This window comes from Sphingobium sp. V4 (assembly GCF_029590555.1).
Lineage (GTDB): Bacteria > Pseudomonadota > Alphaproteobacteria > Sphingomonadales > Sphingomonadaceae > Sphingobium.
Map to the genome: position 1 here is coordinate 714,680 of NZ_CP081002.1, position 26,257 is coordinate 740,936.

21 protein-coding genes are annotated in these 26,257 nt (G+C 65.9%); 8 read left to right on the forward strand and 13 right to left on the reverse strand.

Translation table 11 applies throughout. The annotated features are described in order from the left end of the window. The first annotated feature begins 78 nt into the window (after positions 1–78). Entirely contained in the window at positions 79–888 is an 810-nt protein-coding gene (locus K3M67_RS18960; protein ID WP_285833012.1) for an IclR family transcriptional regulator, read from the forward strand. On the opposite strand, the gene K3M67_RS18965 is transcribed toward K3M67_RS18960, so the two are convergent. From K3M67_RS18965 to K3M67_RS18985, 5 genes are all read right to left on the reverse strand, one after another. Then, the gene (locus K3M67_RS18965) at positions 874–2,469 is read right to left on the reverse strand and encodes an NHL repeat-containing protein (protein ID WP_285833013.1); all 1,596 of its coding nucleotides are present in this window, start codon (positions 2,467–2,469) and stop codon (positions 874–876) included. The genes K3M67_RS18960 and K3M67_RS18965 overlap by 15 nt on opposite strands. After that, the gene (locus K3M67_RS18970) at positions 2,462–3,877 is read right to left on the reverse strand and encodes an aldehyde dehydrogenase family protein (RefSeq protein WP_066855083.1); all 1,416 of its coding nucleotides are present in this window, start codon (positions 3,875–3,877) and stop codon (positions 2,462–2,464) included. Before K3M67_RS18970 ends, K3M67_RS18965 begins: the two co-directional genes overlap by 8 nt. A 51-nt stretch (positions 3,878–3,928) precedes the next feature. Then, entirely contained in the window at positions 3,929–5,713 is a 1,785-nt protein-coding gene (locus tag K3M67_RS18975; protein ID WP_066855085.1) for a thiamine pyrophosphate-binding protein, read from the reverse strand. After that, positions 5,710–7,086: an aromatic ring-hydroxylating oxygenase subunit alpha gene (locus tag K3M67_RS18980; protein WP_066855088.1), complete on the reverse strand. Its 1,377-nt coding sequence runs from the start codon at positions 7,084–7,086 to the stop codon at positions 5,710–5,712. The genes K3M67_RS18975 and K3M67_RS18980 overlap by 4 nt, the downstream gene beginning before the upstream one ends. 100 nt (positions 7,087–7,186) lie before the next feature. Further along, on the reverse strand, positions 7,187–9,016 hold the full coding sequence (locus K3M67_RS18985) for a flavin-containing monooxygenase (protein ID WP_066855091.1): 1,830 nt from the start codon (positions 9,014–9,016) through the stop codon (positions 7,187–7,189). A 158-nt stretch (positions 9,017–9,174) separates the two neighbouring features. Between K3M67_RS18985 and K3M67_RS18990 the strand changes: the two genes are divergently transcribed. Together K3M67_RS18990 and K3M67_RS18995 are read left to right on the forward strand one after the other, a co-directional pair. After that, positions 9,175–10,020, forward strand: a complete 846-nt coding sequence (locus K3M67_RS18990) for an SDR family NAD(P)-dependent oxidoreductase (RefSeq protein WP_285833014.1) — start codon at positions 9,175–9,177, stop codon at positions 10,018–10,020. Positions 10,021–10,029: 9 nt separating this feature from the next. Continuing rightward, complete coding sequence (locus K3M67_RS18995) at positions 10,030–10,875, forward strand: alpha/beta fold hydrolase (protein WP_066855097.1); 846 nt, start codon at positions 10,030–10,032, stop codon at positions 10,873–10,875. Positions 10,876–10,902: 27 nt separating this feature from the next. Here the strand turns inward: K3M67_RS18995 and K3M67_RS19000 are convergent, their stop codons facing one another. Together K3M67_RS19000 and K3M67_RS19005 are read right to left on the reverse strand one after the other, a co-directional pair. Continuing rightward, the gene (locus tag K3M67_RS19000; protein ID WP_066855101.1) at positions 10,903–11,574 is read right to left on the reverse strand and encodes an SDR family oxidoreductase; all 672 of its coding nucleotides are present in this window, start codon (positions 11,572–11,574) and stop codon (positions 10,903–10,905) included. Positions 11,575–11,643: 69 nt separating this feature from the next. Next, positions 11,644–13,092, reverse strand: a complete 1,449-nt coding sequence (locus tag K3M67_RS19005) for an NAD-dependent succinate-semialdehyde dehydrogenase (protein ID WP_285833015.1) — start codon at positions 13,090–13,092, stop codon at positions 11,644–11,646. A 368-nt stretch (positions 13,093–13,460) separates the two neighbouring features. Between K3M67_RS19005 and K3M67_RS19010 the strand changes: the two genes are divergently transcribed. Both K3M67_RS19010 and K3M67_RS19015 read left to right on the forward strand, forming a co-directional pair. Then, entirely contained in the window at positions 13,461–14,477 is a 1,017-nt protein-coding gene (locus tag K3M67_RS19010; protein WP_285833016.1) for a hypothetical protein, read from the forward strand. Between the two features lie 170 nt (positions 14,478–14,647). Then, positions 14,648–15,010 carry a hypothetical protein gene (locus K3M67_RS19015; RefSeq protein ID WP_285833017.1) on the forward strand — a complete coding sequence of 121 codons (363 nt, stop codon included), beginning with the start codon at positions 14,648–14,650 and terminating at the stop codon, positions 15,008–15,010. Here the strand turns inward: K3M67_RS19015 and K3M67_RS19020 are convergent. From K3M67_RS19020 to K3M67_RS19045, 6 genes are all read right to left on the reverse strand, one after another. After that, positions 15,007–16,293 (reverse strand): replication initiator protein A, encoded by a 1,287-nt coding sequence (locus K3M67_RS19020; protein WP_285833018.1) that lies wholly within the window; start codon positions 16,291–16,293, stop codon positions 15,007–15,009. The two genes, K3M67_RS19015 and K3M67_RS19020, sit on opposite strands and share 4 nt — an antisense overlap. A gap of 98 nt (positions 16,294–16,391) precedes the next feature. Next, entirely contained in the window at positions 16,392–17,408 is a 1,017-nt protein-coding gene (locus tag K3M67_RS19025; protein ID WP_066855115.1) for a ParB/RepB/Spo0J family partition protein, read from the reverse strand. After that, on the reverse strand, positions 17,405–18,589 hold the full coding sequence (locus K3M67_RS19030; protein WP_066855363.1) for an AAA family ATPase: 1,185 nt from the start codon (positions 18,587–18,589) through the stop codon (positions 17,405–17,407). Before K3M67_RS19030 ends, K3M67_RS19025 begins: the two co-directional genes overlap by 4 nt. 459 nt (positions 18,590–19,048) lie before the next feature. Beyond that, positions 19,049–20,440 carry a carboxylesterase/lipase family protein gene (locus K3M67_RS19035; RefSeq protein ID WP_285833019.1) on the reverse strand — a complete coding sequence of 464 codons (1,392 nt, stop codon included), beginning with the start codon at positions 20,438–20,440 and terminating at the stop codon, positions 19,049–19,051. Positions 20,441–20,466: 26 nt separating this feature from the next. Then, complete coding sequence (locus K3M67_RS19040) at positions 20,467–21,504, reverse strand: oxidoreductase (protein ID WP_285833020.1); 1,038 nt, start codon at positions 21,502–21,504, stop codon at positions 20,467–20,469. Beyond that, on the reverse strand, positions 21,501–22,226 hold the full coding sequence (locus K3M67_RS19045) for an arylesterase (protein ID WP_285833021.1): 726 nt from the start codon (positions 22,224–22,226) through the stop codon (positions 21,501–21,503). Before K3M67_RS19045 ends, K3M67_RS19040 begins: the two co-directional genes overlap by 4 nt. Here K3M67_RS19045 and K3M67_RS19050 point away from each other — a divergent pair. The 3 genes from K3M67_RS19050 to K3M67_RS19060 all read left to right on the forward strand — a co-directional run bounded on the left by K3M67_RS19050 (position 22,225) and on the right by K3M67_RS19060 (position 26,256). Further along, complete coding sequence (locus K3M67_RS19050) at positions 22,225–22,926, forward strand: ABC transporter ATP-binding protein (RefSeq protein WP_066855126.1); 702 nt, start codon at positions 22,225–22,227, stop codon at positions 22,924–22,926. The genes K3M67_RS19045 and K3M67_RS19050 overlap by 2 nt on opposite strands. Then, complete coding sequence (locus K3M67_RS19055) at positions 22,923–25,460, forward strand: ABC transporter permease (protein WP_285833022.1); 2,538 nt, start codon at positions 22,923–22,925, stop codon at positions 25,458–25,460. The genes K3M67_RS19050 and K3M67_RS19055 overlap by 4 nt, the downstream gene beginning before the upstream one ends. A 79-nt stretch (positions 25,461–25,539) precedes the next feature. Then, complete coding sequence (locus K3M67_RS19060) at positions 25,540–26,256, forward strand: cupin domain-containing protein (RefSeq protein WP_066855132.1); 717 nt, start codon at positions 25,540–25,542, stop codon at positions 26,254–26,256. The last annotated feature ends 1 nt before the right edge of the window (position 26,257 follow it).

A 26,257-nucleotide genomic window follows, 5' to 3' on the forward strand; every position in this document is an offset into this window, starting at 1 on the left:
CGACTCAATTGTTGTAAATGATGAATGATATTCTATATTTTGAATGATCGTCCATCGCGCGGACGATGGAGCCTCTGCATGACCCAGCCTGCCCTCCCCCCTTCCACCGTCCGCAAGGTCGCCCGCGCAGTGAAGGAGAGCAAGGCGCCCGCCATAGCCCGGGCCGCCGCGATCCTGCGGCTGCTCGGGCGAAGCGACCGGCCGCTGGGCGTCCAGGCGATCGCCAAGGAACTGGGGCTGGTGCCATCCACCTGCCTCTATGTGCTGCGCGCGCTGGCGGAGGAGGAGTTGGTGTCCTTCGATCCCGACACCAAACGCTACGCGCTGGAGGCAGGGGTGCTGACGCTGGCGCGCCACTGGCTGCGGCGCGACCCGTTCAACGATCTCGCCCAACCGCTGCTCGACCGGCTGGCGCACCGTTTCGGCCTCACCATGCTGGGGGTGCAGGCGGTGGGCCTCGATCACATGATCGTTGTCGCGATGGCGCAATCGGGCAGCGGCTTCCAGCTCAGCACCCAGGTCGGCAGCCGCTTTCCCGCTCTCATAAGCGCGACCGGACGCTGCATCGCGGCGTTCGGCGAGCATGACGAGACAGAGTTGCGGGCGCGCTTCCACCAGTTGCGGTGGGACGCCCCACCCAGCTTCGACGACTGGATGGCGCAGGTCCGCCAGACGCGCGCGCAGGGCTTCGCCGTGGATGAAGGACACTATATCGCGGGCGTGACCGTGGTCGCCGCCCCGGTGTGGAAGGGCGCGGGGCGACCCGTCCACGCCCTCGTGGCGATCGGGATCGGCGGGGCGCTCGCGCGCAGTGGCGGGCTGGCCGAACTGCAGCGGTCGCTGGTCGAGGCGGCGCGGACCTTGTCCGACCAGCTAGGCGGCGCGTAGCGCCAGCACGCTGCCTTCGGCGTCGCCCGACAGATACAGTGTCCCATCCGTGCCCGCCGCCACGTCGGCAAAGTTGATCATCGGTCCCGCCATGTCGCCGATCGGACCGAGATATCTGGGCGTGACGCCCGGAGGTGCGCCGACCGGGAGATGGGTGGCAAGCAGTGCGCGCTCTTCACCCGCCCGCGAACAGGCTACCAACGCCTTCGCACGGCTGTCGAGCGTGACGAGACGATCGCCGCTGATCGCCAGCCCTTCGGGCCGGTCCAGCCCGTCCAGCAGCGTTTCGGCCCGGCCACCCGACAGCCGCACGATGCGCCCGGCTCCTGCTTCGGTAACATGGACCACGCCGTCGGCGTCGATCGCCACGCCCGTCGGCTGGTCCAGTCCTTGCGCGATCGCCTCGACCGATCCATTGTCGGCGCGCAGCACGCGACCGCTGCCCTGTTCAGCAAAGATCACCGCGCCGTCGGGCGCGACGGCGACGCCCATCAGCCGGTCATGGCCATGGCTGAGGAAATCGCTCGCCCCCTCACCCGGCCGGTAGCGGGCAACGCTGCCCAGACCTGTGGTGACGATCCACTCGCCGGCCTGCGCGCCGGGCGCAACCCCGCGCATATAGCCCGGGCAGCCGGGATGGAAGATCATACCCGCAAGCTGTGGCGCACCACCCGGCTCCAGCGTATAGCCGAACGTGCCGTCCGCCACGAACAGCGCCCCGTCCGCGCCCATCGCCAGACCGAGCGGCCATTGCAGCGCGCGCGCGACCACTGGCCGAACCTTGCCCGGCGCGAGAATTTCGGTGATTTCGCCTGGAATGCTGGACACGAAGAGGCGGTCGCCGATGAAGGCCACATTGTCGAGACCCGGTCCAAGATCGGCCAGCACCTCGCGCACGCCGCTGACCGGGTCGATGCGCAGCACCTGCCCGCTGGCGACCTGCGTGGTGACGATGCGACCCTTGCTGTCGAACTTCACCGAATCCGGGACGCCCAGGTCGCCGGCGACGACCTCATGCGCGCCGCTGTCGAGATCGACCCGCCAGATCTGGTTCGCGCCCATGACCGGCACATAGAGCTTGCCGTCGGGCCCGACCTGGAACGCATTGGCCATGGGGATGCCGTCGAGGATAACGCGCGGCGCGCCGCCGTCGATCGCCAATTCCAGGATGCGCGCGCCCATGCGGCATTCGCCCGCGATCAGGCGGCCCTGATGCCAGGTGATAGGGTTGGCGACCGGAATATCGCCATGGATCACGCGCGCCTGACCCCCGGGCGTCAGCATCGACACGCGGCCCTCGGTAATCTCGGTCAGATAACAATTGCCCGCCTCGTCGAACACCAGATCGTCGGGCGCGACGATCGCGCCGCCCATCGGGCTGATCGTGTCGATCGTTCCGCTGTCGACATCGATCGCACTGACCTGGCTGCCGCCGACCTGCGCGACATGCAGCCGGCCGTCGGGGCCGACCGCCAGGCCGTTTGCGCCATAGAGGCGGCTGGGTGGAGTGAGGCGCTCCAGCGTCCAGCCTTCGGCCGCCGCCATGCCGGTCGGCGCGATGCGGCCCATGAGGTCAGGCATAACCAAGCATGGATTTGACTTCGAGATATTCATGGAAGCCGAACTCGCCCCATTCCCGCCCGTTGCCGCTGCGCTTGTAGCCGCCGAAGGGGGCGTGGAAGTCGAAACCGCCATTCATGCTGACCCAGCCGGTGCGCAGCCGCCGCGCCACTCCGTGGACCAGATCGGTGTCGAGGCCGTTCACATAGCCGGCCAGGCCGAAGGGACTGTCATTGGCGATGGCCACCGCATCGTCGATATCGTCATAGGGAATAATGACCAGCACCGGACCGAATATCTCCTCCCGCGCGATCACCATGTCGTTGGTGCCGAGGAATAAGGTGGGGCGGACGAACCAGCCGCGCTCGATGCCGTCGGGACGACCGGGGCCACCGGCGATCAGGGTCGCGCCTTCCTCCAGCCCCTTGGCGATATAGTCCTGGATGATGTTGTACTGGCTCTTCGACACCACCGGACCCATGGCGACATCGCCCGCCGGGTCGCCCACCGTGACGCTGTCCGCCGCCGCCTTCGCCGCCGCCAGCGCCTCGTCAAGGCGCGCGCGGGGGACGAGGAGGCGCGATCCGGCGCTGCAGGTCTGGCCGCTATTGCCCATCATGCCCGCCGTCGCGCCCGCGACATTGTCGGCCAGCGCGGCGTCATCCAGTATGACGAAGGCGCTCTTGCCCCCCAGTTCGAGGCCGACGCGCTTGACCGTGGCGGCGGCATCCCTCTGGATCTGAACGCCTACGGGTTCGGAACCGGTGAAGGACACCATGTCCACATCCTCATGCGTGGACAGGGCCGTGCCGATGACGCTGCCCTGCCCCTGGATCATGTTGAACACGCCAGCCGGCACGCCAGCCGCATCGAGGATTTCGGCAAGGATCTGGGCGGAGAAGGGGGCGAGCTGAGGCGGCTTGAGGATCATCGTGCACCCCGTGGCGAGCGCAGGAAAAACCTTCACGCAAGTCTGGTTCATCGGCCAGTTCCACGGCGTGATGAGCGCGCAGACGCCGATCGGCTCGCGCCGGATCATCGTGGCGCCGCGCAATTCCTCGAACGGAAAATGCTCCAGCAGTTCGATCGCGGTCTGGAGATGGCCCGCGCCAAGGCCGACATGGAAGCCATTGGCAAGGCCCGAAGGCGCGCCCATCTCCTCGCGGATCGCCGCGCCCAGGTCGGGCAGGCGGCGCTGATATTCGGCCTGGATGGCGCGGAGCAGGTCGAGCCGCTGCTCGCGCGTCGTTTCCGACCAGACGGGAAAAGCGCGACGGGCCGCGGCGACGGCCTTGTCCACGTCCGCGACGGAGCCCAGCGCGATATGTCCGGCGACTTGCTCGGTTGCCGGGTTGATGACCTCGGCGGTTCGGGGTTCGACCGGGTCGACCCACTGGCCGTCAATGTAGAATTGCAGATGATCGCGCATGGGTCTCTCCATCGTTCGATCCTCCCGCCATGAGGGAGGATCGCTTGCCGCTTACTGCGTGCCTTCGGCATACCAGGTGCGGAATTCGGCATATTTGGGCATTTCTTCCGAATTCGCCTTGGGGTCGATCACGACATGGACAACGCCCACCTTGCCGCTGGCATAGGCGCGCTCGATCGCCGGCTTGATGTCCTGCGCGCGGGTCACATATTCGCCGTGGCAGCCAAAGCCCTCGCCGATCTTGTCGAAGCGCACATCCTTGCTCCAATGGGTACCGGTTTCCTCCGTTCCCTGGCCGAAGGTGCGCTTGTAGACACCCACTTCCAGACCCCACTGGTTGTCAACGCCGATCACACAGACCAGCGGCAGCTTGGTACGCACCGCCACCTCCAGTTCGGCAATGTGGAACATGAAGCTGCTGTCCGACGTCAGCAGCAGGCCAGGCCGGCTGACGCCCGTCGCCGCCCGATCCGCCAGCATCGCGCCGGTGGCATAGGGGATGCCGGTGCCGATATGCCCGAAATTCTGGTTCCAGATCACGTCATGCGGCTTGCACTGCGAATAGGTCCACTGGAAGATGACACCCGCCCCGCCGTCGCGGATCAATATGCCGTCCCTGGGGAAGGCCTGCGTCGCCTCCACCGCCAGGCGGGCGGGGTGGATCGGCAGGTCGCCGGTCCCGTCGCTCTTGGTCAGCGATTCCGCGGCGAGTTCGTCCAGCTCCGCCTGCCCTTCCCGCATGAAGGCGGCAAGGCCGGGCGCGGGCGCGCGCGGGCTGTCCTTCAATGCGGCGACAAGCTGCGGCACGACGCCGCGCAGGTCGCCGACCAGCGGCACGTCGATCGGGCGGTTGACGCCGATCGCCGACGCATCCTGTTCGACATAGACCCATTTGCGGATCGCTTCATTCTTCTGCCAGTAGCGCCACTTGCCGAAATGGACCGGCTCGCCCAGTTCGGTACCCAGCGCCAGCACCAGGTCCGACTCGGTGACGGCTTCGATCGATGCCTTCGAGAAGACATATTGGAAGGTGCGATCCTCAAGCCCCTTGATGTAGCTCGTGCCGCCCGAGGTCTGAATGACGGGACAGTTCATGAGGTCGGCCAGTTGCTTGACCACCGCGCCCGATCGCGTGGTATGGACCGCATGGCCCAACAGCAGGATCGGGTTCTTCGCCGCGCGGATCAGGTCGGCGGCTTGCCTGACCCGGTCGATGTCCGCGCCCTGATTGACCAGGCGATAGCGCTCGGGCGGCAGCGGCGCCGGCAGGTCCAGCTCCTCCAGGATGATATGGCTGGGATATTCGATATAGACCGGGCCGGGGGTGCCGCCCATCGCCTTGCGGATGCCTTCGCGGACCACTTCGTCGGTCTGGTCGGCATATTCGATCGAGGCGGCATATTTCACGCTGTTCTCGAACAACGGCATCTGCTTGACGAACTGGATGCGGCCGCGTCGGACCCGCTGTTCGGTCACGCGGGCACGCTGGCCCGACAGGAAGATGACCGGCGAATGTTCGACCAGCGCGCACTGGATCGCCGGCGCCATGTTGGCGATGCCCGGCCCCAGCGTGCCGATGGCGACCGCCGGCTTGCCGGTGATGCGCGATGCCGCTTCGGCCATGAAGCCGGCTGCGGCCTCATGATGGGGGGCGACGACCGTCCAGCCGCGCCGTTCGGCCTCCAGGAACATATGGACGAAGTTCGGATCGGGAATGCCGAACAGGGTGTTGATGCCTTCGGCCTCGAACAGGTCCAGCATCCGCTTGTAGACCGGCGTGCCCTTCTTGTCCGTTGCGTTCACGTCGACGGCGGGCTTGGGATCGTCATAGCTCATTTCAATAGCCTCGGTGCGCCCGTACCCATGTACGCGGCGAGGTTGCGGTGGAAATTGGTGATCTTGCGTTCCTGGTGCGGATTGGGCAGCGGCCCGCGGAACCCGCGCGACTTCATCCCCTTCTGCACCCATTTCATGTTGGAGAAGTCCTGCGCGAGGACCGAACCCCATCCCTCCGCCGTCGGCTCGGCATGGTCCCATTCGGTCGCCGGCTCCTGGCCTTCAGGGAAACGCTCGATCGCGTAGGATTCGAAGATGCACTTGTTCGGATCGTCGCCATAGGGCCGGGCGCGGTAACAGAGCGCGAAGGTGATCCCCTGCAACACCGACATGTTGGGGAAGATATGCCAGGCCAGCCCCGCCTCGGCCATCACATCGGGGGGGATTTCGGGCCAGATGACGCCGCGAGCGGCATCGTCGGCCTTTGCCGACTTCATCCAGTGGGCGATCACATCGCCGGCCGGCGTCCCTTCGGGCAGTTCATCGACCAGGCGACTGGCGGCGTTGACCAGCGTCTCGGTCGAGGCCGCATAGTTCAGCGTCTCGTAATTTTCGCGGATCAGCTCATAGGTGGAGCGGCGTGGATCGTCGCCCTTCCCCGCGCGGGTGACGCTCGAACTCTGGCTCATCTGGAAGGCGGGATTGCGCTGGTCGAAACCACTCACCCCATGCAGGCCATAGGCCGCGCTATAGGCATAATAGTCGCCATAGGCGAGCAACTGGCTGTGCGTGCCCGCGACATGATAGGGTTCCATGAAGGCTTCGAGCGCGGTCTTCCAGTTCGACGGATAGACGACCCATTTGCGCCATTTGTAGCGCATCCTGTCCATTTCGAAATGCGACAGGATGCGGCCGGCATCGCCCAGGAAATCGGCCAGCGGCTCGGCGTCCATGTCCATATGGACCCATATCCACCCGCCCCATATGTCGACCCGCACGTCCGACAGCCGCGTGCATTCGGGCGTCAGCGCGCCCTGCCAGTCCTGCGGATCGAGGATGTAGCTGTTGTTCCCCTCGATATCGAAGGTCCAGCCGTGGAAACCGCAGATGAAGTTGCGCCGCTTGTTGCCGCGCACCGAATGGACATCCTCCGGCACGTTGACCAGTTGCCGGCCGCGATGCGGGCAGACATTGTGGAAAGCCTTCAGCCGATCCGGCGCGACACGGATGATGATGATGGAGTCATCGCATATGTCGTAGGTCAGCCAGTCGCCGACCTCCGGCAATTCCTCCACACGCGCGGCCACCTGCCAGACCTTGGGCCAGAGCTGCTCCTTCTCGGCGAGCGCATAGTCCTTCGACAGGAAGGCTTCGACCGGATAGGTCAGCGGCTTGGCCAGATCCTCGACATCGATGTTGGTCGGCCTGTTCATGCCATCCTCCCGCATCCCGCTCCGGTCCGCCGACCTATCGCGTTCGCGCCTGTGCGCCCAAGCGAAAGCGGGCGGCGCGACGACATCATCCCCCCGGCGATCATGACCGCAATTCCATGCCGGCCAGGTCACCCTGCGCGCGCCAGTCGCGCAGCAGCGTCTGGAAGGCGGTCCATCCCGGCCCATAGCTGCGGAACAGCGCCCAGGGCGCCTTCACCTGGCCTTCATTGGTGAAATAGCTCGGCGTACATTCCATCTGGAAAGCCGACATATCGATCTCGACCTCATGGAAATGGCGGACATAATCGTCCTGCGCGGCCTGAGTGGTTTCGACCGACGTCGCGCCTTTCGCCATCGTCGCGTGGATGATGTGGGCGATATGCTCCGCCTGCCGCCCGAATTGTTCGGTGACGCTGGCGTTCAGGCCACCCTGGATATAGCCGATGTAGAACTGGTTGGGGAAACCATGGGTCATGGTGCCGTGCAGCGTCTTCGGCCCGTCGGCCCAGTGATCGTAGATGGACAGGCCATTGCGACCCCGGACCACGTCTATGCCCCAGCGCCGCTTCAGCTCGCTCGTGACTTCGAAGCCGCTGGCGAAGATGATGCAGTCGACGGGATATTCGACGCCGTCCGACACGAATCCGGCTTCGGTGATCCGCTCCAGCCCGCGCGAGTCGGCCACGTCGACCAGCGAGACGTTGGGCTGGTTGAAGACGCTGTAATAGTCGTTGCTCGACAGCGGCCGCTTGCACAAATAACGGTACCAGGGCTTGAGCGCCTCTGCAGTCGCCTGGTCCTCGACCAGCGAATCGACGCGCGCGCGCAGCCGTTCCATCACGCGATAATCGACCACTTCGCGCCGGGCCATGAACTCTTCCGGGCTGAGCTGCGGCCAGCCTTCGGCCTGCAGCTCGGCCGCCAGGTTGCGCGCGATCTCGGTCCAGATGTCGCAGATCAGGTCCGGTTCGCCGGGCAGGAAGAATTCCATGGCGGCGCGGTGGAAATTCGCCATGCGTTCCGCCTGCCACCCAGGCTGGAGCGCGGCCGCCCAGTCCGCATCGGTGGGGGGGTTGGGCCGCTCGTCGACGGTCGAGGGCGTGCGCTGGATGACGTAGAGGTGCCTGGCGTGGCGGGCCAGATGCGGCACCGCCTGGATCGCGGTGGCGCCGGTGCCGACGATCGCGACGCGCTTGTCCGCCAGCCGGTCGAGCACAGGCTGCGCGTAGCTGCCGCCGGTATAGTCATAGTCCCAGCGCGCCGTGTGAAAGATCTTGCCCTTGAAGCGGCCGATGCCCTCTATCCCCGGCAGCTTGGGCATGTTGAGCACGCCGCAACCCATGATGACGAAGCGGGCACGGAACTCGTCGCCCCGGCTGGTCCCCACGCGCCAGCGCTGGATCGCCTCATCCCAGGTGAGCGAGGTGATGAGCGTGTGGAAGATCGCCCGGTCGGCAAAGCCGAACCGTTCCGCTATATGGCGGCAATAGCCCTGAATTTCCGCGCCGTCGGCAAATTTCTTCGACGGCATGAAGCCGGTCTCTTCCAGCAGCGGAAGATAGCAATAGGCGTCATTGTCGCACTGGATGCCGGGATAGCGGTTCCAGTACCACACCCCGCCAAAGTCGCCCGCATGGTCGATGTTGCGGAAATCGGTGACGCCCTGCCGCGTCAGATGATAGCCCGCGAGCAGCCCGGCAAAGCCCGCGCCCAGCACCAGCACATCCAGATCCTCCGAAATCGGGTCGCGCGGCGCGACGGCCATGTGCGGATCGACGTCATAGCTGTGCGTCTGGTCATCGGTCGTGGGCTGATACTGGCCCTGCCCGTCGCTGCGCAGCCGCTTGTCGCGCTCCTCGCGATATTTCTCGCGCAGTGCGGCCATGTCGAAACTGTCGGCCGCCGGCGTCCGCGTGGGATTGCAGCTCATATCCACTCCTGATCTTGTTGGCCCCAACTAATCAACAGGACTGTTCATTTGCAATGCGAGCCGGGCTGTTAGCGCGGGAGCGATCTTTTCCCCGACGGGCTGTTTCGCGCTTCCCGCATCGGGCTAGATTCGCGCGGCAAAAAGGAGAGGAATCGGGCATGGCGCAGCAGCTGATGGATTTTACGGGACGGACGATCATCGTCACCGGCGCAGCGGGCGGCGGCATCGGCACCGCTACCGCACGGATGCTGGCCGAGGCGGGGGCGACGGTGATCGCGGCGGGGCGCACCCGGGGAAAATTCGACGAAAACATCGCGCCGCTGATCACCGGCGGTCTGTCGATCGTGCCGGTGATCGCCGACGTCGGCACCGACGAAGGCGTGGCGCAGGTGATGGAGGCGGCGCTGGCGGCGCCCGGAACACTGTACGGGCTGGCCAATGTGGCGGGCGGCGCGGCGCCGCAGACCTGGATGCGGGCCGAGCGCGTCACCCGCGCGGACTGGCGCGCGCTGTTCGAACAGAATCTGGAGACGATGTTCTTCATGAGCCAGGCCGTGGCGCGCGAACTGCGCGCGCGCTCCCTGCCGGGCGCGATCGTCGGCGTGTCGTCGATCAGCGGGATGAACAGCGCGCCCTATCATATCGCCTACGGGACGGCGAAAGCCGCAGTCGTCGCGGCGACGCGCACGCTGGCGACGGAACTCGCGCTGGACCATATCCGGGTGAACACGGTGGCCCCCGGCACCACGATCACGCCGGGTTCGGGCGCCTATATCGACGAGGATGTCGAACGCGACCGCGCGGCCATCGCCATGGGCCGGCGCGCCCAACCGGAAGAGCAGGCCGGTGTCATCGCCTTCCTCCTGTCCGACCTGTCGAGCTACATCACCGGCCAGACGATATTGGTGGACGGTGGCCTCAACCTCAAATGGACCCATCTGGGCGCGGACAACACTTCGCTCTTCCTCAAGAATGAGGATTTCCGTGCGGCCATCCAACGCTAAAGGTCGGGCATGAGCAAGATCGAGCATCTGACCCTCCGTGGCACCAACGTCGACCTCGCCGCGGACGCTGTCGGCCCTCTCGACGGCCAGCCCGTCCTGTTCCTCCATGGCAGCGGCCAGACCCGGCAAAGCTGGGGCAAGGCGCTGGTGGAGGCAGCCCGACACGGCCATCGCGCGATCAGCATGGACCTGCGCGGCCATGGCGACAGCGGCTGGTCGCCCGATGGCGCCTACAGCCTGACCATCTTCGCCGACGATCTGCGTGCCGTTCTGGCCGGGTTCGACCGGCCGCCGGTCATCGTCGGCGCATCGCTCGGGGGCCTTGTCGCGATGATCGTCGCCGCGACCGACCCTTCAGCCATTCATGCGCTCGTGCTGGTCGACATCACGGCCCATGTCGACATGGAGGGCGCACAGGAAGTCATCGCCTTCATGAGCGCGGGCGCCGGCGGCTTCGCTTCGGTCGAGGAGGCGGCCGAAGCGGTCGCCGCCTATCTGCCGCATCGCGAGCGGCCGGCAAGCAGCAAGGGACTCGCCCGCAATCTGCGGCTGCGCGACGGGCGCTATTATTGGCACTGGGATCCCGCCTTCATGTCGATGGGCGCCGATCCCAGGCAGCAGACCGAAGGTCCGACCGTACTCGAAACCGCCGCGCGCGGGCTGACCATCCCGACCCTGCTGATCCGCGGCGGCCGCAGCCGGGTCGTAACGGACGAAGGCGCGCGCGCCTTCATGGACCTCGTCCCGCACGCCGACTATGTCCATATCGACGGCGCGCATCATATGGTCGCGGGTGACGCCAATGACGCGTTCAACGATGCGGTCATGGCCTTTGTCGACCGGCAGGCGGGATAGGTCCGCCCGTAGCCCGGCCCACGCGGATCAGACCCGGCCCGTCACCGGGATCAGCGCTCCGGTGATCGCCCGTGCCTCGGGCGACAGCAGGAAGGCCGCCACGCCCGCCAGTTCCTCCGGTGCGACCCAGCGGGAAAAGTCCGCGTCGGGCATGTCGGCGCGATTGGCGGGCGTATCGATGATGCTGGGCAACAACGCGTTCACGCGCACCCCCTCATCCTTATGCTCTTCCGCCAGCGCCTCGGTCAGCCGCGCCACGCCGGACTTGGACGCAGCATAGGCGCCCATGCCGCCCGCCGCCTTGACCGCAGCAGCCGCGCCGATATTGACGATGGCGCCTCCACCGAGGCGCAACAACGGCAGCAGCGCGCGGCTGGCGATCAGTGCGGTGCGGACGTTCATGGCGTAGAGACGGTCCCAGGTCGCAACGCTGCCGTCGGCGACCGTCTCCCATGCAAACCCACCCGCGATATTGACCAGCCCGTCGAGGCGGCCCAGTTCCGCCTCGATCCGCGCGGCGGCCCCGGCCATCGCCGCCTCATCGCTCAGATCGACGCCCCCCAGCGCCAGCGCCAGTTCGGGCGCTGCCATCTCCGCCAGATCGATGCCGACGACCGACCAGCCTGCCCCGGCCAGATGCGCCACCACCTTTCGACCGAGCGCGCCTGCCGCTCCCGTCACCGCCACGATAGCCGTCATCGCTCTTCCCCTTCCCAGTCTGCGCGAAGGGGCGGACGCAGCCGCCTCCCCTTCCCCCTTCCGTGCCAGTCAGATGCCTGCCACGCAAAGATATTTGATCTCGGTATAATCCTCGATCCCATGGCGCGACCCTTCCCGGCCCATGCCTGATTCCTTGATGCCGCCAAAGGGTGCCACCTCCGTAGAGATGAGGCCGGTATTGATCCCGACCATGCCGACCTCCAGCGCTTCGGCCACGCGCCAGGCGCGCGCCAGGTCGCGGGTGTAGAAATAGCCCGCCAGGCCCACATCGGTCGCGTTGGCGAGGGCGATCGCCTCTTCCTCGCGGTCGAAGGCGAATAGCGCCGCCAGCGGCCCGAACGTCTCCTCCTGCGCCAATGTCATGTCCGGCGTGCAATCCGCGATGATGGTCGGCTGGAAGAAGCTGCGTCCCAGCGGATGCCGCGCCCCGCCCGCCAGCAGCCGGCCACCCCTGGCGAGCGCGTCGGCGACATGCTCCTCGACTTTGTCCGCCGCCTTCTCGTCGATCAGCGGTCCCTGATTGACGCCCTGCCCGGTACCCGGCCCGACCTTGAGCGCATCGACCGCGAGCTTCAGCCGCGCCTGAAACGCCTCATAGACGCCGCGCTGGACGAAGATACGGTTGACGCACACACAGGTCTGGCCGCTGTTGCGATATTTGGAGGCCATCGCGCCCTCCACCGCCGCGTCGAGATCGGCATCCTCGAACACCAGGAAGGGCGCATTGCCGCCCAGTTCCATCGACAGCTTCTTCATCGTCGGCGCGCATTGGGCCATCAGCGTCTTGCCGACCTCGGTCGATCCGGTGAAGCTGAGCTTGCGCACGGTGCGGCTGCCAGTGAGTTCGGCTCCGATCGTTCGTGACGATCCCGTAACGATATTCAGGACGCCCGCCGGCACTCCCGCTCGCTCCGCCAGCACGCCGAGCGCGAGCGCGGTCAGTGGCGTCTGGGTCGCGGGTTTGAGGATCATGGTACAGCCCGCAGCCAGCGCCGGCGCGACCTTGCGCGTGATCATCGCGGCGGGGAAATTCCAGGGCGTGATCGCGGCGACGACGCCCACGGGTTGCCGGATGACCAGGATCCGGCTGTCCGCGCGATGACTGGGAATGACCTCGCCATATACGCGCTTGCCTTCCTCGGCGAACCATTCGACGAAGCTCGCCGCATAGGCGATCTCGCCCTTTGCCTCCGCCAATGGCTTGCCCTGCTCGCGTGTCAGGATCACCGCCAGGTCATCCTGATGCGCCAGCAGCAGGTCGAACCAGCGTCGCAGAATGCGGGCCCGTTCCCCGGCCGTCATCCTGCGCCATGCGGGCAAAGCCGCCTCCGCCGCGACGATGGCCTGCCTGGTCGCTTCGGCATTCATGTCGGGCACGGACGCAAGCGTGTCGCCGCTGGCCGGATCGGTCACGTCGATGATCGGATCGCCGATCCAGCGGCCGTCCACCAGGCACTGCGTCCGCAACAGGGACGGGTCGGCAAGGGCAATGGTCATCAGATCACCTTTCACTTGTCTCCGGCAGCTTCCCGCGTGCGCCGGAACGCAGAGGGTCGCGATGCGGCCACCCTCCCCCTACCCTCTGCGCGGCAGCCGATGCCTCGGCTGTCTGGTCTGGCGAGCAGGTGGGATCGGGTCAACGCGCCAGATCGGGCTATGACAAGGGATCGACCCCGCGATGGCCATTGGAACCGGTGACCAAGTCCAAGGATTGCACGCCCATCCCAACGGCATTGGCAAGATCAAGCATATTAGCTATATATCCATTACCGTTTATTATAATATGCTATATATCTGATCTTGTTATATTATTTTTGATCGTATAATTCCACAAAATCTACCCTTCTGGACCAGGAATCTGCCTCTTGTCCGCTCCATCCCTGATCGTCGCCTATGCCGAAGCGCAGGCCCTGCTTGCAAGGCTGGAGGAACGCCGGCGCCTCAGTCCGGTCGCCTTCCCGCTGCGCACCCGGATGCGGATTGCCGAACGCCATGCGCTCGCGCGGTGGGACAAGGCCCCCCTGCACGACAGTGATATTCAGGTAGACGGCCGCGGCGCTGTCCGCACATCCGATTTCGATCTGAGCCGGGGACGTCAGGCGGTCGGCGCACCGATCGAACTGGACAGCATCCTCACCGACGCAGAGGCGTTGTTGCGATGGCTGGGTCTCGTTTCGGACGCGGGTAATCCCGCGAAGCATGGATGGCAGCGGTCCCTCGCGGACATGCTGGATGCTGTCAGGGGATGGCAGGCAACCATCGCATCGCTGCCCGCCTCCCCTCCCCTGCTGCACGGCGCACATCTGGCCCAACTCTGGCGCGAACGCGCACCGATCGGGCGCGGCGACCTTGTCTTCAGTCTACTGATCGGGGACCGCTGGGGACCGGGCCGATGGGAGGGCTCGGCCGGCGGGCTGATCGCGCTCGGGCTGGAGCGAAGCTCGGAGCCGTGGCAACGGATCAAAGGCGAGGCGTTGGAACGCCTGTGGTTGGGCGCCATTGCTGCCGGCGCACAAGGCCATCTGGATCTGGAGATACGTCTGCGCAGCTATGCCATGCGGGCAGGACAGTTCATACGGGCAAGGCGCCGACCCGGCCGACTCGCCGATATGCTCGCCTTGGCGATGGCCCACCCCCGCGTCACCAGCAGCGGCATTGCAAAGGCGCTCGGTCTGACGAGCGCGGGAGCGATCAAGCTGCTGGCCATCGCCGCGGAAGCCGGACTGCTCATCGAGCGAACGGGGCAGTCCAGCTATCGCAGCTACGCCATTCCCGTGGCAGCGCCTTCGGACATGCCAGCGCGGCCGCGGCGCGATCCCTTTGCCCTTTTGGATGGCGCATTTCCTTGGGACGATGACACGGACCCGCCACTCGCCTGGTGACGTCGGCGACAGGCGAACGGGCCTGAGCCGGTTACCCCCAGTCGATATTTTGCTGCGATTCCGAAAACACGATGACGGGCCGGAACGCACGGCGGGTCCACGCATACTCATTCCTCGCGCGGGCAGATCGCACATAAATCGGGCTTTTTTGCGTGCAGCTTTAGAGCTGGATGCCCTTCCTCATCGAGCCGGTGCTCGGACTGACGTGTTTTCAGAATCGGCGCATGACGACGCAAGGGCAGGGGCAGAGCCGTTCGCAGAAATGGCAAATGTGGCGTGACGACCATGCCAATATATTGAAACAGCGCAATATCGGCTGCGCCGACTGCGCGTGGTCAATGTCAACAGGCCAAGCTTTTCGCTCTGGCAGAGGGAACATGAAAACACGTTGTCGGGCCGACCTCTACGGCCGCGCGGAGAAGCTCGTGAAACGGTGGCGCACCAATCTCATGGAATGGGCCGCAATCTTGCTGAATTTTGATCTGGCCTTCAGCCCGTCCCACGCGGAAGAACCCCGCGGGGAAATTTACTAGAGGCGATACTTGTTGCGGCGATGATGCTCTTTGACGAAGCCGTAGAATCGTTTCGAATAGTTACGCGGCAGCTCATCCGGATTGGCGCCGAGGAAGGCGTCGAAGCGTCGCATCAGTTCGTCATAATCCCAACCGGGAAAGTCCGCCCGAATGGAATCATAGATGTCGCGATCGAGTATCCTGGCCGCGTTGGAGCGGCGGGCCGATGCGGGGTGAGGCCGCACCTCGCGCTCCGGTTCGGCTTGAACTTGCTTAGGCGATCCCACGCGCAGCTCGCGCGATAATTGCGAGATCAGCCCGCGAGCCAGATGGGGTTCGATCAACGCGTCCGACGTGTGATCGGCATCCGTCACATTGTCGGTCGGGGGAGGGGAGGGGGAATCTGCGCCACGCTTGCGTCGCGCCCCGTCGATCATGTGACGACGCATCACCATCTTCATCTTCGGCTTGGGGCTATCGCCATCGATCACCTCCAGGCTGATATCGGGCAGGTCATTGGCTCGGGCCAGGTCGAGCAACTTCCGCTTGAAAACCGGGTAGCTGCTCTCGCTTCCGCTCTTCTGGTGGAGCGTTTCAAAACCGATTGTGAAGCCTTCGGCCCCGTTGCCGCCCGCATGCTTGCGTGATGCGCGGTACAGCCATTTGCCCAGCCCGCTGGTAATCTCGAAGTAGAGCGGCGAAATCGATAGCACGTTGCGCTTGTCCATCACCCCGTCGAAAAACCATTTCGACAGGGTGATCTCCATGCCCAGTGACCGTTGAGTCCGCTCGTCTACCAAATGGGTATAGCTGTCGATCCAGGAGAAGGTCGTTTCCCGGCTCTTGGCATTGGTACGGATGTTGGTCTTGATCGTCGTCGCCTGCAAGCGGTCGAGCGCACTCACCAGCCTTTCATAGGCGCGTCCGCTCGTGCCCCAGCATATGCGCTTGAGAAGGTCGCCGGGCTGGAGCCGGATGGCGGGCGATATGTCGTTGATGCCGCGCTCCCGCAGCGCATTCAGGTGCGACGCCAGGTAGATCATGATGTCTGCGTCCCAGATCGTCGCCATGCCATAAGCCGGATTGGGCAGGACCTGCACAGTGACGGTGCGATCGGGACTGACATAATCGATGGACTTGATGCGCTTGCGCTTGGACAGGCTGAAGAAGGGCCGTTGCATCGTCTCCTGATAGTCGCGCAGCGAAATATCGCTGAAATCAGGCAGGGTGAAGAACATCTCGAACTGAACCTTGCGCTCTTTGAACGCTGTCTTCAGCTCGGTATCAGAGGCCGCCGTCGTCATCCCATCCCCGCTTCCCCCCGGAGGGAAATCGCAATCAAACTACTGAAATAAAAGGATTATTCCTCCATTTTCAGCTTTCATCCCCATGCATCCGATCCTCAGCGCCGCCGCGCCGCCCGGATCTTCGCCTGCTCGATCACCGGGCGCAGCGCCGCCAATATCTCATCCGTCGACAGACCGTTCGGAGACAGCGACAGGGTCAATATCTTCTGCTGGTCCTTTTCGACCTGCCCGATCGACGCGCCGTCCGAAGCCGCGATCATGGCCTTCTGCACGCGCCCCTTGACCATCGTGGCCTGGACGAGCCGGGTCATCACCTCCGGACCACTGATCGGTTGCTCGTCCCCCGAACGACGGAAGCTCTGCTCCGATGCTATTTGATCGGCCGCCGCCTCCAGCTTCGTCCGGCTCGACGGATCGCGCAGCAGGGGGAGCAGCTTCTCGGCATATTTTGCCTGAAGGTCGGTCGGCGAATGGAAGGCGCTGACCACAAAGGGCGGAATTTCGGTCAGCGCGATGTAACGCGACAGCTGCGACTTGGAGATTTTCAGCCGTTCCGCCATGCGCAGCTGCACGCCGCCATAATAGGTGTCGACCGCTGCCTTGTAGTTGAGGCCGCGTTCCAGGTCCGAAATATCCTCGCGCTCGCGATTTTCGATGTCCGCCAGGCGGAAGGCCGCCTCATCATCCAGATCCTCGATAATCGCGATCAGGTCGATGTCGGGATAATGGTTGGCATTGAGCCAGGAAATCGCCCAGTGCCGCCGCGTACCAGTCACCAGCTCATAGGGCAGGGGACCATTGGGCGTGCGTCGGACCACCGCGGGCACGCGATTGCTTCCCTCGGCCAGGATCGAATCGATAAGGCTGCGCAGCCGATGTTCGTCGAGCAGCGAATAGTCGCGCGCATTGCCGGGCCAGACCGAACATTCCGACGGTTTCAGCCGAATGGTCGGGCGCTTCACGATCCGCGCGGCCTCGCCGAAAGCCTCCAGGCGCCTGTTGGTGAAGTTGGGGCGCGGGGCGGGGCTGTTCTCCGGCGCAGGCGCGGCACCGGCGGCCGGTTCGTTCGGCGCGGAAGCGAGCGCTTCGCTGATGAGCGACCGCCGGCTCATGCCGCCACGCCCACATCGGAGGTGAGGCTGGTGGACGGCCATTGCTGGCGAATCTGCTGCTCGATCTCGCCAAAGACGGCGTCCAGATTTTCGCGGCAGCGCATATAGGTCTGGTGCGAGGCCGATGGCTTGGATTCATAGATGGACCGGAACGCCTGCGTCGCGTTCTTGATCTCCTCGGATGCCAGAATCGGCTGCCCCAGCAACAGCCCGGCATAGGTCGCCTGCATGATCCGCCACATGTCGTTCTCGCCCGGCTTGCTGGGCGAAAAGGTCGAACAGACGACGCGAATGAAACCGTAATTGACCGGCGTGCCATTCTGCTCGAGAATCTCGATATTGTCGGCGATCGTGTCCATGAAATGGATCGTCGACAGATAGTCGAGCTGGCGCGCGGGCACTGGGATCAGCAAGCCCGTGGCCGCCGCCATGACGTTGAGGCCCAGAAAGCCCATGGCCGGCGGCGGATCGAGCAGAATCACGTCGAAATCCTTGGTCACGCTGGCAATGCCGATGCGCAGCGCCTGCAAGCTCTCGCGCACCGCCTGTCCGCCCTCACGCAGGGTCGACGTCAGATCCCATTCCGCATCCTGAAGGCCCAGGCTCGACGGTACAATCTTGATCGTCGGCCAGGGCGTATCGCGGATGGTGCGGGAAAAGTCGCTGAAAGTGCTGCGCGGCGAGAGGAAAGCGCCCAGCGTCTCCTCGTCATCGATCAGTGTTTCGGGCTGGATGTCGAACATGGTCGTGGTCGACGCCTGCGGATCGCAATCGATCACCAGCACGCGATAGCCGTGAAGGGCGAGATAGTCAGCAAGATGCTTGGTGATGGTGCTCTTGCCCACCCCGCCCTTGAAATTCTGCACCGCCAGCACGACCGCATCCTCGTCGGGCTGCTTGCCGACATGGATGCCAAGAGCGCTGCGGATATGGGTGAGGTCAGCCAGGGTATAGTAGCGGCGCCCGTTGGGCAGTTGCTTGGGCTGGGGGAGGCGCCCCTTTGCTTCGGCCTTCGCCAGGGCCTCGGGCGTCCGGCCGATCAGTTCTGCGGCCACGGTGGGTCCGAAACTGATGTCGAGCGTCTTGCGATTGTCCGGCCGGAACACGATCGTCTTGATATGATCACGCATCTGCTGGCAGGCTGTCGTGACATTGCGCAAGGTATTGACGGTAAACGACATGGCGCCCCTCATGGCCGAATCGTGACGGCATAAACTGGTTTGCGTTTAATGCGCTCATTTCGCGATGAAAGTCAAACCTGCCTGCTCACCGCCTGCGAATAGCCATTGTCATGTTGGGCTCTTTGCAAAATGGGAACCGCATCGCAGTCGCGGAACCGAAGACCAAGGCGCCGGTCTGATAGCCCGCTGTAGCCAAACTCTCCCCTTTGAACAGGTCGAGATGATAAACGACCGGGCGGCAGGGCCCGCTTAGGGATTTATTCGGAGATTAGCGGAGTTAGGCACCGGGCCACGACGCGAAATGGCGGGAAACTCCACGATTCGCGAGCGGCCCAACCGAACCGATCCCACGTTCCTTCGGACCTGAAAACACGTTCGATCGATTCCGAAACCACGCTGGTCGCAGCGTGATAACACGTTGGCGCAGGGGCTGATTTTCCCCCTGACCGCCATTGCAGCCTATGGTTGGTGCACGATCGTTGCCGCGCCTTGGCTGCTCAGGTCGAGCATGGCCTTGTCCGCGCCGACGGGTCGCCAGGAGGGCAGGCCGGCGCCGTTGGGATCGCCGGATTTCACGAAGTTGGCCAGATAGGCGCTGGCGATCTGCGCCACGCGCTGGTCGCGAGCCGTGGCTGCATCGCCATATTTGATGGCAACCGTATCGAAGAAATAGGGAATTTCGCTGGCATGGGCCGCTCCCTTGGTCGCTGGCGTCCGCAGCGAATCCGCGACATAGGAAAAGCGATAATGCCAGGTCGGGACGCCCTGCGCCGCGAATTGGGCGGCCATGACCCGCGCCCCTTCGACCATTGGGCCGGTCGGGCCGCCAATATCATCGCTGGTGGCGCCGATCATGACGGGCACATGGGCGAAACGCCCGCTCCTGTAGGCGGCGAGGCTGTCGACCGCGATCCTGCCGTCGGCGATCGGGCTGCTATGGGCCGGCGGCCCCCCGGCGAACAGCGCGGCAAGGTTCAGCCCATCGACCACCGACTCCGCCGGCAGGGCGCGCAGCCTGCTCAGCGCGTCGGGCGCATGGGCCGGGATTCCCTTCTTCCCGGCGAAAGCGGCGCCGATCCTTTCTGCCCCGGCGAGTGTCGCGTCGCCCATCGGCATGGGGCCGCCCGACTGGATTACTGCCTTGTGGAACAGTCCCAGCGCCATGGGGGAGGTGAGCAGCGCATGGACCGACATGCCGCCCGCGCTTTCGCCGATGATGGTGACATTGGCGGGATCCCCGCCGAACGCGGCGATATTGGCTTTCACCCAGCGCAGCGCCGCGATCTGGTCCAGATAGCCATAATTGGCGAGCAGCCCGCTATCGGCGCCCGCCTTGGTGAGCGCGGGATGGGCGAAGGTGCCGAAGCGGCCGAGTCGGTAGTTGAAGCTCACCACCATGATGCCCTGCTTCGCCAGAGGCGCGCCCGAATAGGTGGGCGGGGAGGAGCCGCCATTGACGAAGCCGCCGCCATAGATCCAGACCATGACCGGCAGCTTTTCCGCGCTGGCCTGCGGTTTCCAGACATTGACGAAGAGGCAGTCCTCCGCCGGCGGTGTGCCGAGCGGCGCGGCGTCGCTGGGAAAGGGCAGTTGCATGCAGTCATGGCCATAACGGCTCGCGTCGCGCACCCCTTGCCAACGCGCCACCGGCTGCGGCGCACGCCAGCGCAGGTCGCCGACCGGCGGCTGGGCGAAGGGAATGCCCTTGAAGGCGACGACGCCATCCTCCGCAACCCCGCGCAGCATCCCGTCGGCGATCGTCACTTGCGGATCGGCGGGCGCGGCCGACGCGCTCGCTCCGGGCATCGTCAGCGCCGCGGCCAGCAGCAGAGCGCGCAGGGGCAAAGACATCGGCAATCCTCCTTTTATGTCCTTGGTCAGGGCAGCGTCACCACCCGCGCCTCGCGCGCGGACAGCGATGCCGCCTCTATCACTTCCTGCACGGCGACCGCCTCGTCAATCGGGACGGGAAGGGGCGCGCCGGTCATCAAGGCATCGGCGATCTGGCGATAGAAGCGCTCCTGACATCCTCTCAGCGTCGGACGAAGCGCGATGCGGCCCTCGCCGTCATGCCATTCGACCGGATCGGGATCGACGCCCCATCGCTGATCTCCTGGCCGCAACCCCGCGACCAGTTGCGCTTCTTGCGGATCGAGACTGCGCTTGATGAGAGTCCCGGCCGTGCCATGGACCGTAAAGCGCGGGCTGCCACCGGCGTCGCCGCCCGGTGCGGTCAGGCTGGCGTGCAGGATTACGCGCAGGTCGGCATAGCGCAGCACGACATGCGCCCAGTCATCCGCCCCCGATCCGTCGCGCAACGCCACGATGTCCGCGCTCACCGCTTGGGGGCGTCCGAACAGCGCCAGCGCCTGATCGACCAGATGCGGTCCCAGGTCGAACCATACGCCCGACCCCGGTGACCCATCCTCGCGCCAGCGGTCGCGCACCTGTGGCCGGAAACGATCGAAATGGCTTTCGACCAGCGTGACCCGTCCGACCAGCCCTTCCTCGATCGCCGCCCGGATGCTCAGGAAATCGCTGTCGAACCGGCGATTGTGGAACACCGCCAGCCGTCGGCCCGACACATCGGCCAGCGCGGCCAGATCGCGTGCTTGCTCGAGCGACAGGGCGAAAGGCTTGTCGACCACCACATGCTTGCCCGCGCGCAGCGCTGCTGCGGCGAGCGGTGCATGTGTCGCACTCGGTGTCGCGATCACCGCCAGGTCGATCGCGGGATCCGCCAGCAGTTGCTCGGGCGTCGCGAAACAGGCGATGCCGGGATCGAGCGCCGCCACCTCCTTCGCACGGCTGGTGACGATGGCCTTCAGCTCCAGCGCGGGCGCCACGCGGATCAGCGGCGCGTGGAAGACCCGGCCCGCCATGCCATAGCCGATCAGACCAACGGCGATGCTCATCCCTTCAACGCTCCTGCAACAAGTGGCGCCAGCCTGCCGACGATCGCGGTCACGCCCTTGTCATTGGGATGGATGCCATCGGGCAGCAGGAGCGCGGGTTTCCCGATCACCCCGTCCAGCATGAACGGATAGAGCGTTGCGCCATGCGTCCGTGCGAGGTCGGGATAGATGGGGTTGAAGGCGGCGGCATAGTCCGGTCCCATATTCGGCGATGCCATCATGCCGGTCAGCACCACCTTGATGCCGCGTCGCTTCGCCTCGTCCAGGATCGCGTCCAGATTGATGCGCGTCTCCTTCGGCGACAGACCCCGCAGCATGTCGTTGCCGCCCAGACCCAGCAGCATCAGGTCGGGCGTGCGCGGCAGGCCGTCGAGCGTGAAGGCCAGGCGCGCCCGCCCGGCCGCGCTGGTGTCGCCCGATACGCCGGCATTGACCACTCGCGCTTTCACCCCTCGCGCGTTGAGCGCCTGTTCCAGCATCGGGGCCAGCCCCTTGCCCTGGTCCAGATTATAGCCGGCGTAGAGGCTGTCGCCGAACGCGACCACCAGCTTCGCGTCTTCTGCCTTTGCGGCTGCCGGTTCGGCCGCGTTCGCCGCCGGCGCCTGGTTGGCGACGGGCGGAGGGGGAGGCGTCTGGTCCGAACAGGCGCTCGCCAGATGGACAAACAGCGTCAGCGCCCCATATTGCAACAATCTGCCCGCCAAGGAGCGCTCCTTCTTCATGCACTTGCCCATTGATCCGGCCACTATCGCGATCCGCGCGCGCAATGTCACCCTCCAGCTGGGAACGCGCGATGCGCCGGTGGCGATCCTCAAGGGCGTGGACCTGTCCATCCTGCGGGGCGAGAGCGTCGCCATATTGGGCGCGTCGGGATCGGGCAAGAGTTCGCTGATGGCGGTGCTGTCCGGTCTCGAACGCGCTAGCGGCGGCAGCGTGGACGTAGGCGGGGTCGATTTCGGAGCGCTCGGCGAGGATGAACTGGCGCGCGCGCGCCGGGGCCGGATCGGCATCGTTCTGCAAAGCTTCCATCTGCTGCCGACGATGACCGCGCTGGAAAATGTCGCCGTGCCCCTCGAACTGGCGGGCCATGCCGATGCCTTCGTCCTGGCGGCGGACGAACTGCGCGCGGTGGGCCTTGGCCACCGGCTCGACCATTATCCCGCCCAGCTGTCGGGCGGGGAGCAGCAGCGCGTCGCCATCGCCCGCGCCGTCGCGCCGCGCCCGACCCTGCTCTTCGCCGATGAGCCCACGGGCAATCTCGACGCCGCCACCGGCGCGGCGATCATGGACATCCTGTTCGATCGGCAGCAGGCGGCGGGGGCGACCCTGGTCATCATCACCCATGATCCGGCTCTGGCCGAACGGTGCGGCCGCATTATCGAGATGCGCGACGGCCGGATCGTCGCGGACCGCGCCGCATGACCGGCCTTGGCTGGCAGGCGAGCTGGCGGATCGCGCGGCGCGACCTGCATCTGGGCTTCCGGGGCTTGCGACTCCTCTTCCTCTGCCTCTTCCTGGGCGTCGCCACCCTGGCCGCGATCGGCAGCCTGACATCGGCGATCACGCAGGAGCTGCGCGATCGGGGGCGCGTCATCCTGGGTGGCGACATCGAGATCGGCATGACCCAGCGCGAGGCGAGCCTGGGCGACCGGGAGGCATTCCGCCAGCTCGGCACGCTCAGTGAAACCATCCGGATGCGCGCCATGGCGCAGCGGGTGGCGCAGGGCAGGGGCGATGCTCCACCCGCGATCCTTACCGAACTCAAGGGTGTGGACGACGCCTATCCGCTCTATGGCACGCTTTCGCTCCGGAACGGCGCCTATCGTCCGATGGATGCCGCCCATGTCGTCATCGGCGAAGCGCTGGCCGAGCGTCTCGCTGTCCGGCGGGGCGAGCAGCTTCGCTATGGCGATGCCCGTTTCACCATCGACGATATCATTGCCGATGAGCCCGACCGGCTGGGTGAAGGCTTCACCCTGGGGCCGGTCGCGATCGTCTCCATGGAGGGGCTGCGCCGCACGGGCCTGATCCAGCCGGGCAGCCTTTATTCCGCCAAATATCGCATCCGCCTCCTGCCCGGCCATGACGCCACCACCGTACGGCAGGATTGGGAAAAGGCGCGCGCGAACGAAGGCTGGACCTTCAAGGATCGTGATCGCGCCGCCCCCGGGGCCAACCGCTTCATCGAACGGATGGGACAGTTTCTGTCCCTGATCGGCCTTGCCGCCCTGGTGATTGCGGGGATCGGCGTCAGCAATGGCGTCGCCTCCTATCTTGCCGGCAAGCGCGGCGGGATCGCGACGCTCAAGGTGCTGGGCGCGACCTCCGCTGACATCGCCCGCATCTACCGGCTTCAGATCGGCGCGGTCGCGACGCTGGGCATCGGGGCGGGCCTCGTCGTCGGGGCGGCGCTGCCGCCGCTGCTGGTGGCGCTCGCGGGCGACGTGCTGCCGGTCAGCCCCGAATTCCGCCTGCACCCGCTGCCGCTGCTGGCGAGCGCCGGCTATGGCCTGCTGATCGCCTTCCTCTTCACCTTCCCGCCCCTGGCCAAGGCGCGTACCCAGCCCGCCGCCGCCATCTTCCGCGGCGCGGTGGAGACACGCAGCGGTCTCGACCGCCGCAGCCTCGCCGCCATGGCCGGGGCTGGCGCTCTGGTGGTTGCGCTCGCGCTGGGCCCCGCGCGCGAGCCGCTCTTCTCCGCCGCCGTGCTCGGCGCGGTCGCGGCCGTGCTGGTGCTGCTGCTCGGCCTGGGTCTAGCGGTCAGCCGCCTCGCGCGCCGCCTGCCCCGGCCGCGGCGCCCGCTGCTGCGCCTTGCGCTCGCCAATCTCCACCGCCCCGGCGCGCAGACCGCGGCGTTGATCGTGGCGCTGGGGCTTGCCCTCACCCTGTTCGTCACGCTGGCGGGCATCCAGACCAGCCTGAACGCGGAAATCCGGCAGGTCGTGCCGAAAAAGGCGCCTGCCCAGATCGTGCTCGACATCCCCGCCCTGCAACAGGCGCGGTTCCGCAGTATCGTCGCCCGCGAAGCGCCCGACGCGCAGCTCAATATCGTCCCCGTGCTGCGCGGCACGATCACCGCCTATGCCGGCCAGCGTGTCGCCGATCTGGCGGAAATGCCCGAAGGTGCGTGGTTCCTGCGCGGCGAGCGTGGCGTAACCTACAGCCCGGCGCTGCCGGAGGGCAGTGAACTGGTGGCCGGCCAATGGTGGCCGACCGATTATCGCGGTCCGCCGCTCGTCTCGCTCGACGCCGAGGCGGCCAGGACCCTGGATATCGGCGTCGGCGACAGTTTGACCGTCTCCATCCTGGGGCGCGAGATCGAGGCGCGGATCGCCTCGCTGCGGAAGGTCAACTGGGACACGATGGGCTTCAACTATGTGCTGGTCTTCTCGCCGACCACCTTGGAGTCCGCGCCCCACAGCCTCGCCGCTACGGTCACATGGGGTTCGGGCGCCGCCGACCAGCGCCGCGACGCCGCCATCACCCGCGCCCTGCTCGCCGCCTTCCCCGGCGTGTCGGTCATTGCCGTGGGTGAGGTGATCGACCAGGTCGGCACGATCCTCACCCAGATGTCGCGCGCGATCCTTGTCGCCGCATCGGTTGCGATCCTTGCGGGCATCGCCGTACTGGTCGGGGCCATCGCCGCCTCGCGCCAGGCGCGCAGCTATGACGGCGTCATCCTCAAGACGCTGGGCGCCACCCGCGCGCAGTTGCTTGGCGGACAGGCGCTCGAATATGGCCTGCTTGCCGCCATTCTGGCGCTGGTCGCGCTGGCTTTGGGCAGCGCGGCGGCGTGGTTCGTGATCGTGCAGCTCTTCGATTTCGGCTGGGCGCCCGACTGGCCGGTGGTGCTGGCGACGCTCGCGGGCGGCGCGCTGCTGACGCTCGGCATCGGTCTGGCCGGATCGATCCCGCTGCTTTCGGTCCGTCCGGCCCGCGCCCTGCGGCAGGTCTGACGGGCCGCCCCGCGCCAAACGGCGCATCGTGCCGCGCAGGGCCGGTTATTCTGGCGGCCTTCCACAAGGAAAGGCCGTCATGACCAACGAGACTTTGACCCGCAGCTTCATCGACCTGCGCGCCTGGGCAGCCGGCGCGACCGTAACGATGGGCGAGGGCGATCCCTTCCTCGCCGCTCGCGCGCAACTCCCGCTCGCGCCTGGCCCGATCACCGCCGGCCTCATCGCCCTGCCCGAAGGCGCGGGCGTGGTGGGCGCGATGCCCGCCGACGAATTCGTGATCGTCGAATCCGGTGTGGTCCGCATTGTGCAGGGCGATACCGACATCGCCATGGCCGAAGGCGACAGCATCGTACTGCGCGGCGGCGCGGCCTTTGCCTGGACCGCCGACGCCGCCAGCCGCCTCCTGTTCATGCGCCGCACCGGTGGCCCGGCCGGCGACGGTGCGATCATCCCGGTGGACGCCGACGCGCCGCTCGTCCCGTCGGGCGCGCCGCTCGCTGAATTGCTGGTCGGTCCGACCCCCCAGTGCCGCAACAACAGCGACTGGAAGTCGGAAGATGGCGAGTTCATGGCCGGCACCTGGGATTCGACCCCCTATCACCGTCGCGCCATGCGCTATGTCCATTTCGAACTCATGTATCTGCTCGACGGCAGCGTCACCTTCGTCGACGAAGCCGGGGCGGAAGGCACGTTCCACAAGGGCGACATCTTCCTGGTCGAACAGGGTGCCAGTTGCAGCTGGGACAGCCGCGTGCATGTGAAGAAAATCTACTGCATCTACCGCCCGGCCTGAC

Excerpts from the sequence above, each read along its gene's own strand:
- K3M67_RS19040 (WP_285833020.1), bottom strand. The coding sequence starts at position 21,504 with ATGAGCATCGCCGTTGGTCTGATCGGCTATGGCATGGCGGGCCGGGTC.
- K3M67_RS19030 (WP_066855363.1), bottom strand. The coding sequence starts at position 18,589 with ATGTCGTTTACCGTCAATACCTTGCGCAATGTCACGACAGCCTGCCAG.
- K3M67_RS19050 (WP_066855126.1), top strand. The coding sequence starts at position 22,225 with ATGCACTTGCCCATTGATCCGGCCACTATCGCGATCCGCGCGCGCAAT.
- K3M67_RS18970 (WP_066855083.1), bottom strand. The coding sequence starts at position 3,877 with ATGCGCGATCATCTGCAATTCTACATTGACGGCCAGTGGGTCGACCCG.
- K3M67_RS18985 (WP_066855091.1), bottom strand. The coding sequence starts at position 9,016 with ATGAGCTGCAATCCCACGCGGACGCCGGCGGCCGACAGTTTCGACATG.
- K3M67_RS18980 (WP_066855088.1), bottom strand. The coding sequence starts at position 7,086 with ATGAACAGGCCGACCAACATCGATGTCGAGGATCTGGCCAAGCCGCTG.
- K3M67_RS18960 (WP_285833012.1), top strand. The coding sequence starts at position 79 with ATGACCCAGCCTGCCCTCCCCCCTTCCACCGTCCGCAAGGTCGCCCGC.
- K3M67_RS19035 (WP_285833019.1), bottom strand. The coding sequence starts at position 20,440 with ATGTCTTTGCCCCTGCGCGCTCTGCTGCTGGCCGCGGCGCTGACGATG.
- K3M67_RS18990 (WP_285833014.1), top strand. The coding sequence starts at position 9,175 with ATGGCGCAGCAGCTGATGGATTTTACGGGACGGACGATCATCGTCACC.
- K3M67_RS19045 (WP_285833021.1), bottom strand. The coding sequence starts at position 22,226 with ATGAAGAAGGAGCGCTCCTTGGCGGGCAGATTGTTGCAATATGGGGCG.
- K3M67_RS19025 (WP_066855115.1), bottom strand. The coding sequence starts at position 17,408 with ATGAGCCGGCGGTCGCTCATCAGCGAAGCGCTCGCTTCCGCGCCGAAC.
- K3M67_RS19020 (WP_285833018.1), bottom strand. The coding sequence starts at position 16,293 with ATGACGACGGCGGCCTCTGATACCGAGCTGAAGACAGCGTTCAAAGAG.
- K3M67_RS18965 (WP_285833013.1), bottom strand. The coding sequence starts at position 2,469 with ATGCCTGACCTCATGGGCCGCATCGCGCCGACCGGCATGGCGGCGGCC.
- K3M67_RS18975 (WP_066855085.1), bottom strand. The coding sequence starts at position 5,713 with ATGAGCTATGACGATCCCAAGCCCGCCGTCGACGTGAACGCAACGGAC.
- K3M67_RS19005 (WP_285833015.1), bottom strand. The coding sequence starts at position 13,092 with ATGACCATTGCCCTTGCCGACCCGTCCCTGTTGCGGACGCAGTGCCTG.
- K3M67_RS19055 (WP_285833022.1), top strand. The coding sequence starts at position 22,923 with ATGACCGGCCTTGGCTGGCAGGCGAGCTGGCGGATCGCGCGGCGCGAC.
- K3M67_RS19015 (WP_285833017.1), top strand. The coding sequence starts at position 14,648 with ATGCCCTTCCTCATCGAGCCGGTGCTCGGACTGACGTGTTTTCAGAAT.
- K3M67_RS19000 (WP_066855101.1), bottom strand. The coding sequence starts at position 11,574 with ATGACGGCTATCGTGGCGGTGACGGGAGCGGCAGGCGCGCTCGGTCGA.
- K3M67_RS19060 (WP_066855132.1), top strand. The coding sequence starts at position 25,540 with ATGACCAACGAGACTTTGACCCGCAGCTTCATCGACCTGCGCGCCTGG.
- K3M67_RS18995 (WP_066855097.1), top strand. The coding sequence starts at position 10,030 with ATGAGCAAGATCGAGCATCTGACCCTCCGTGGCACCAACGTCGACCTC.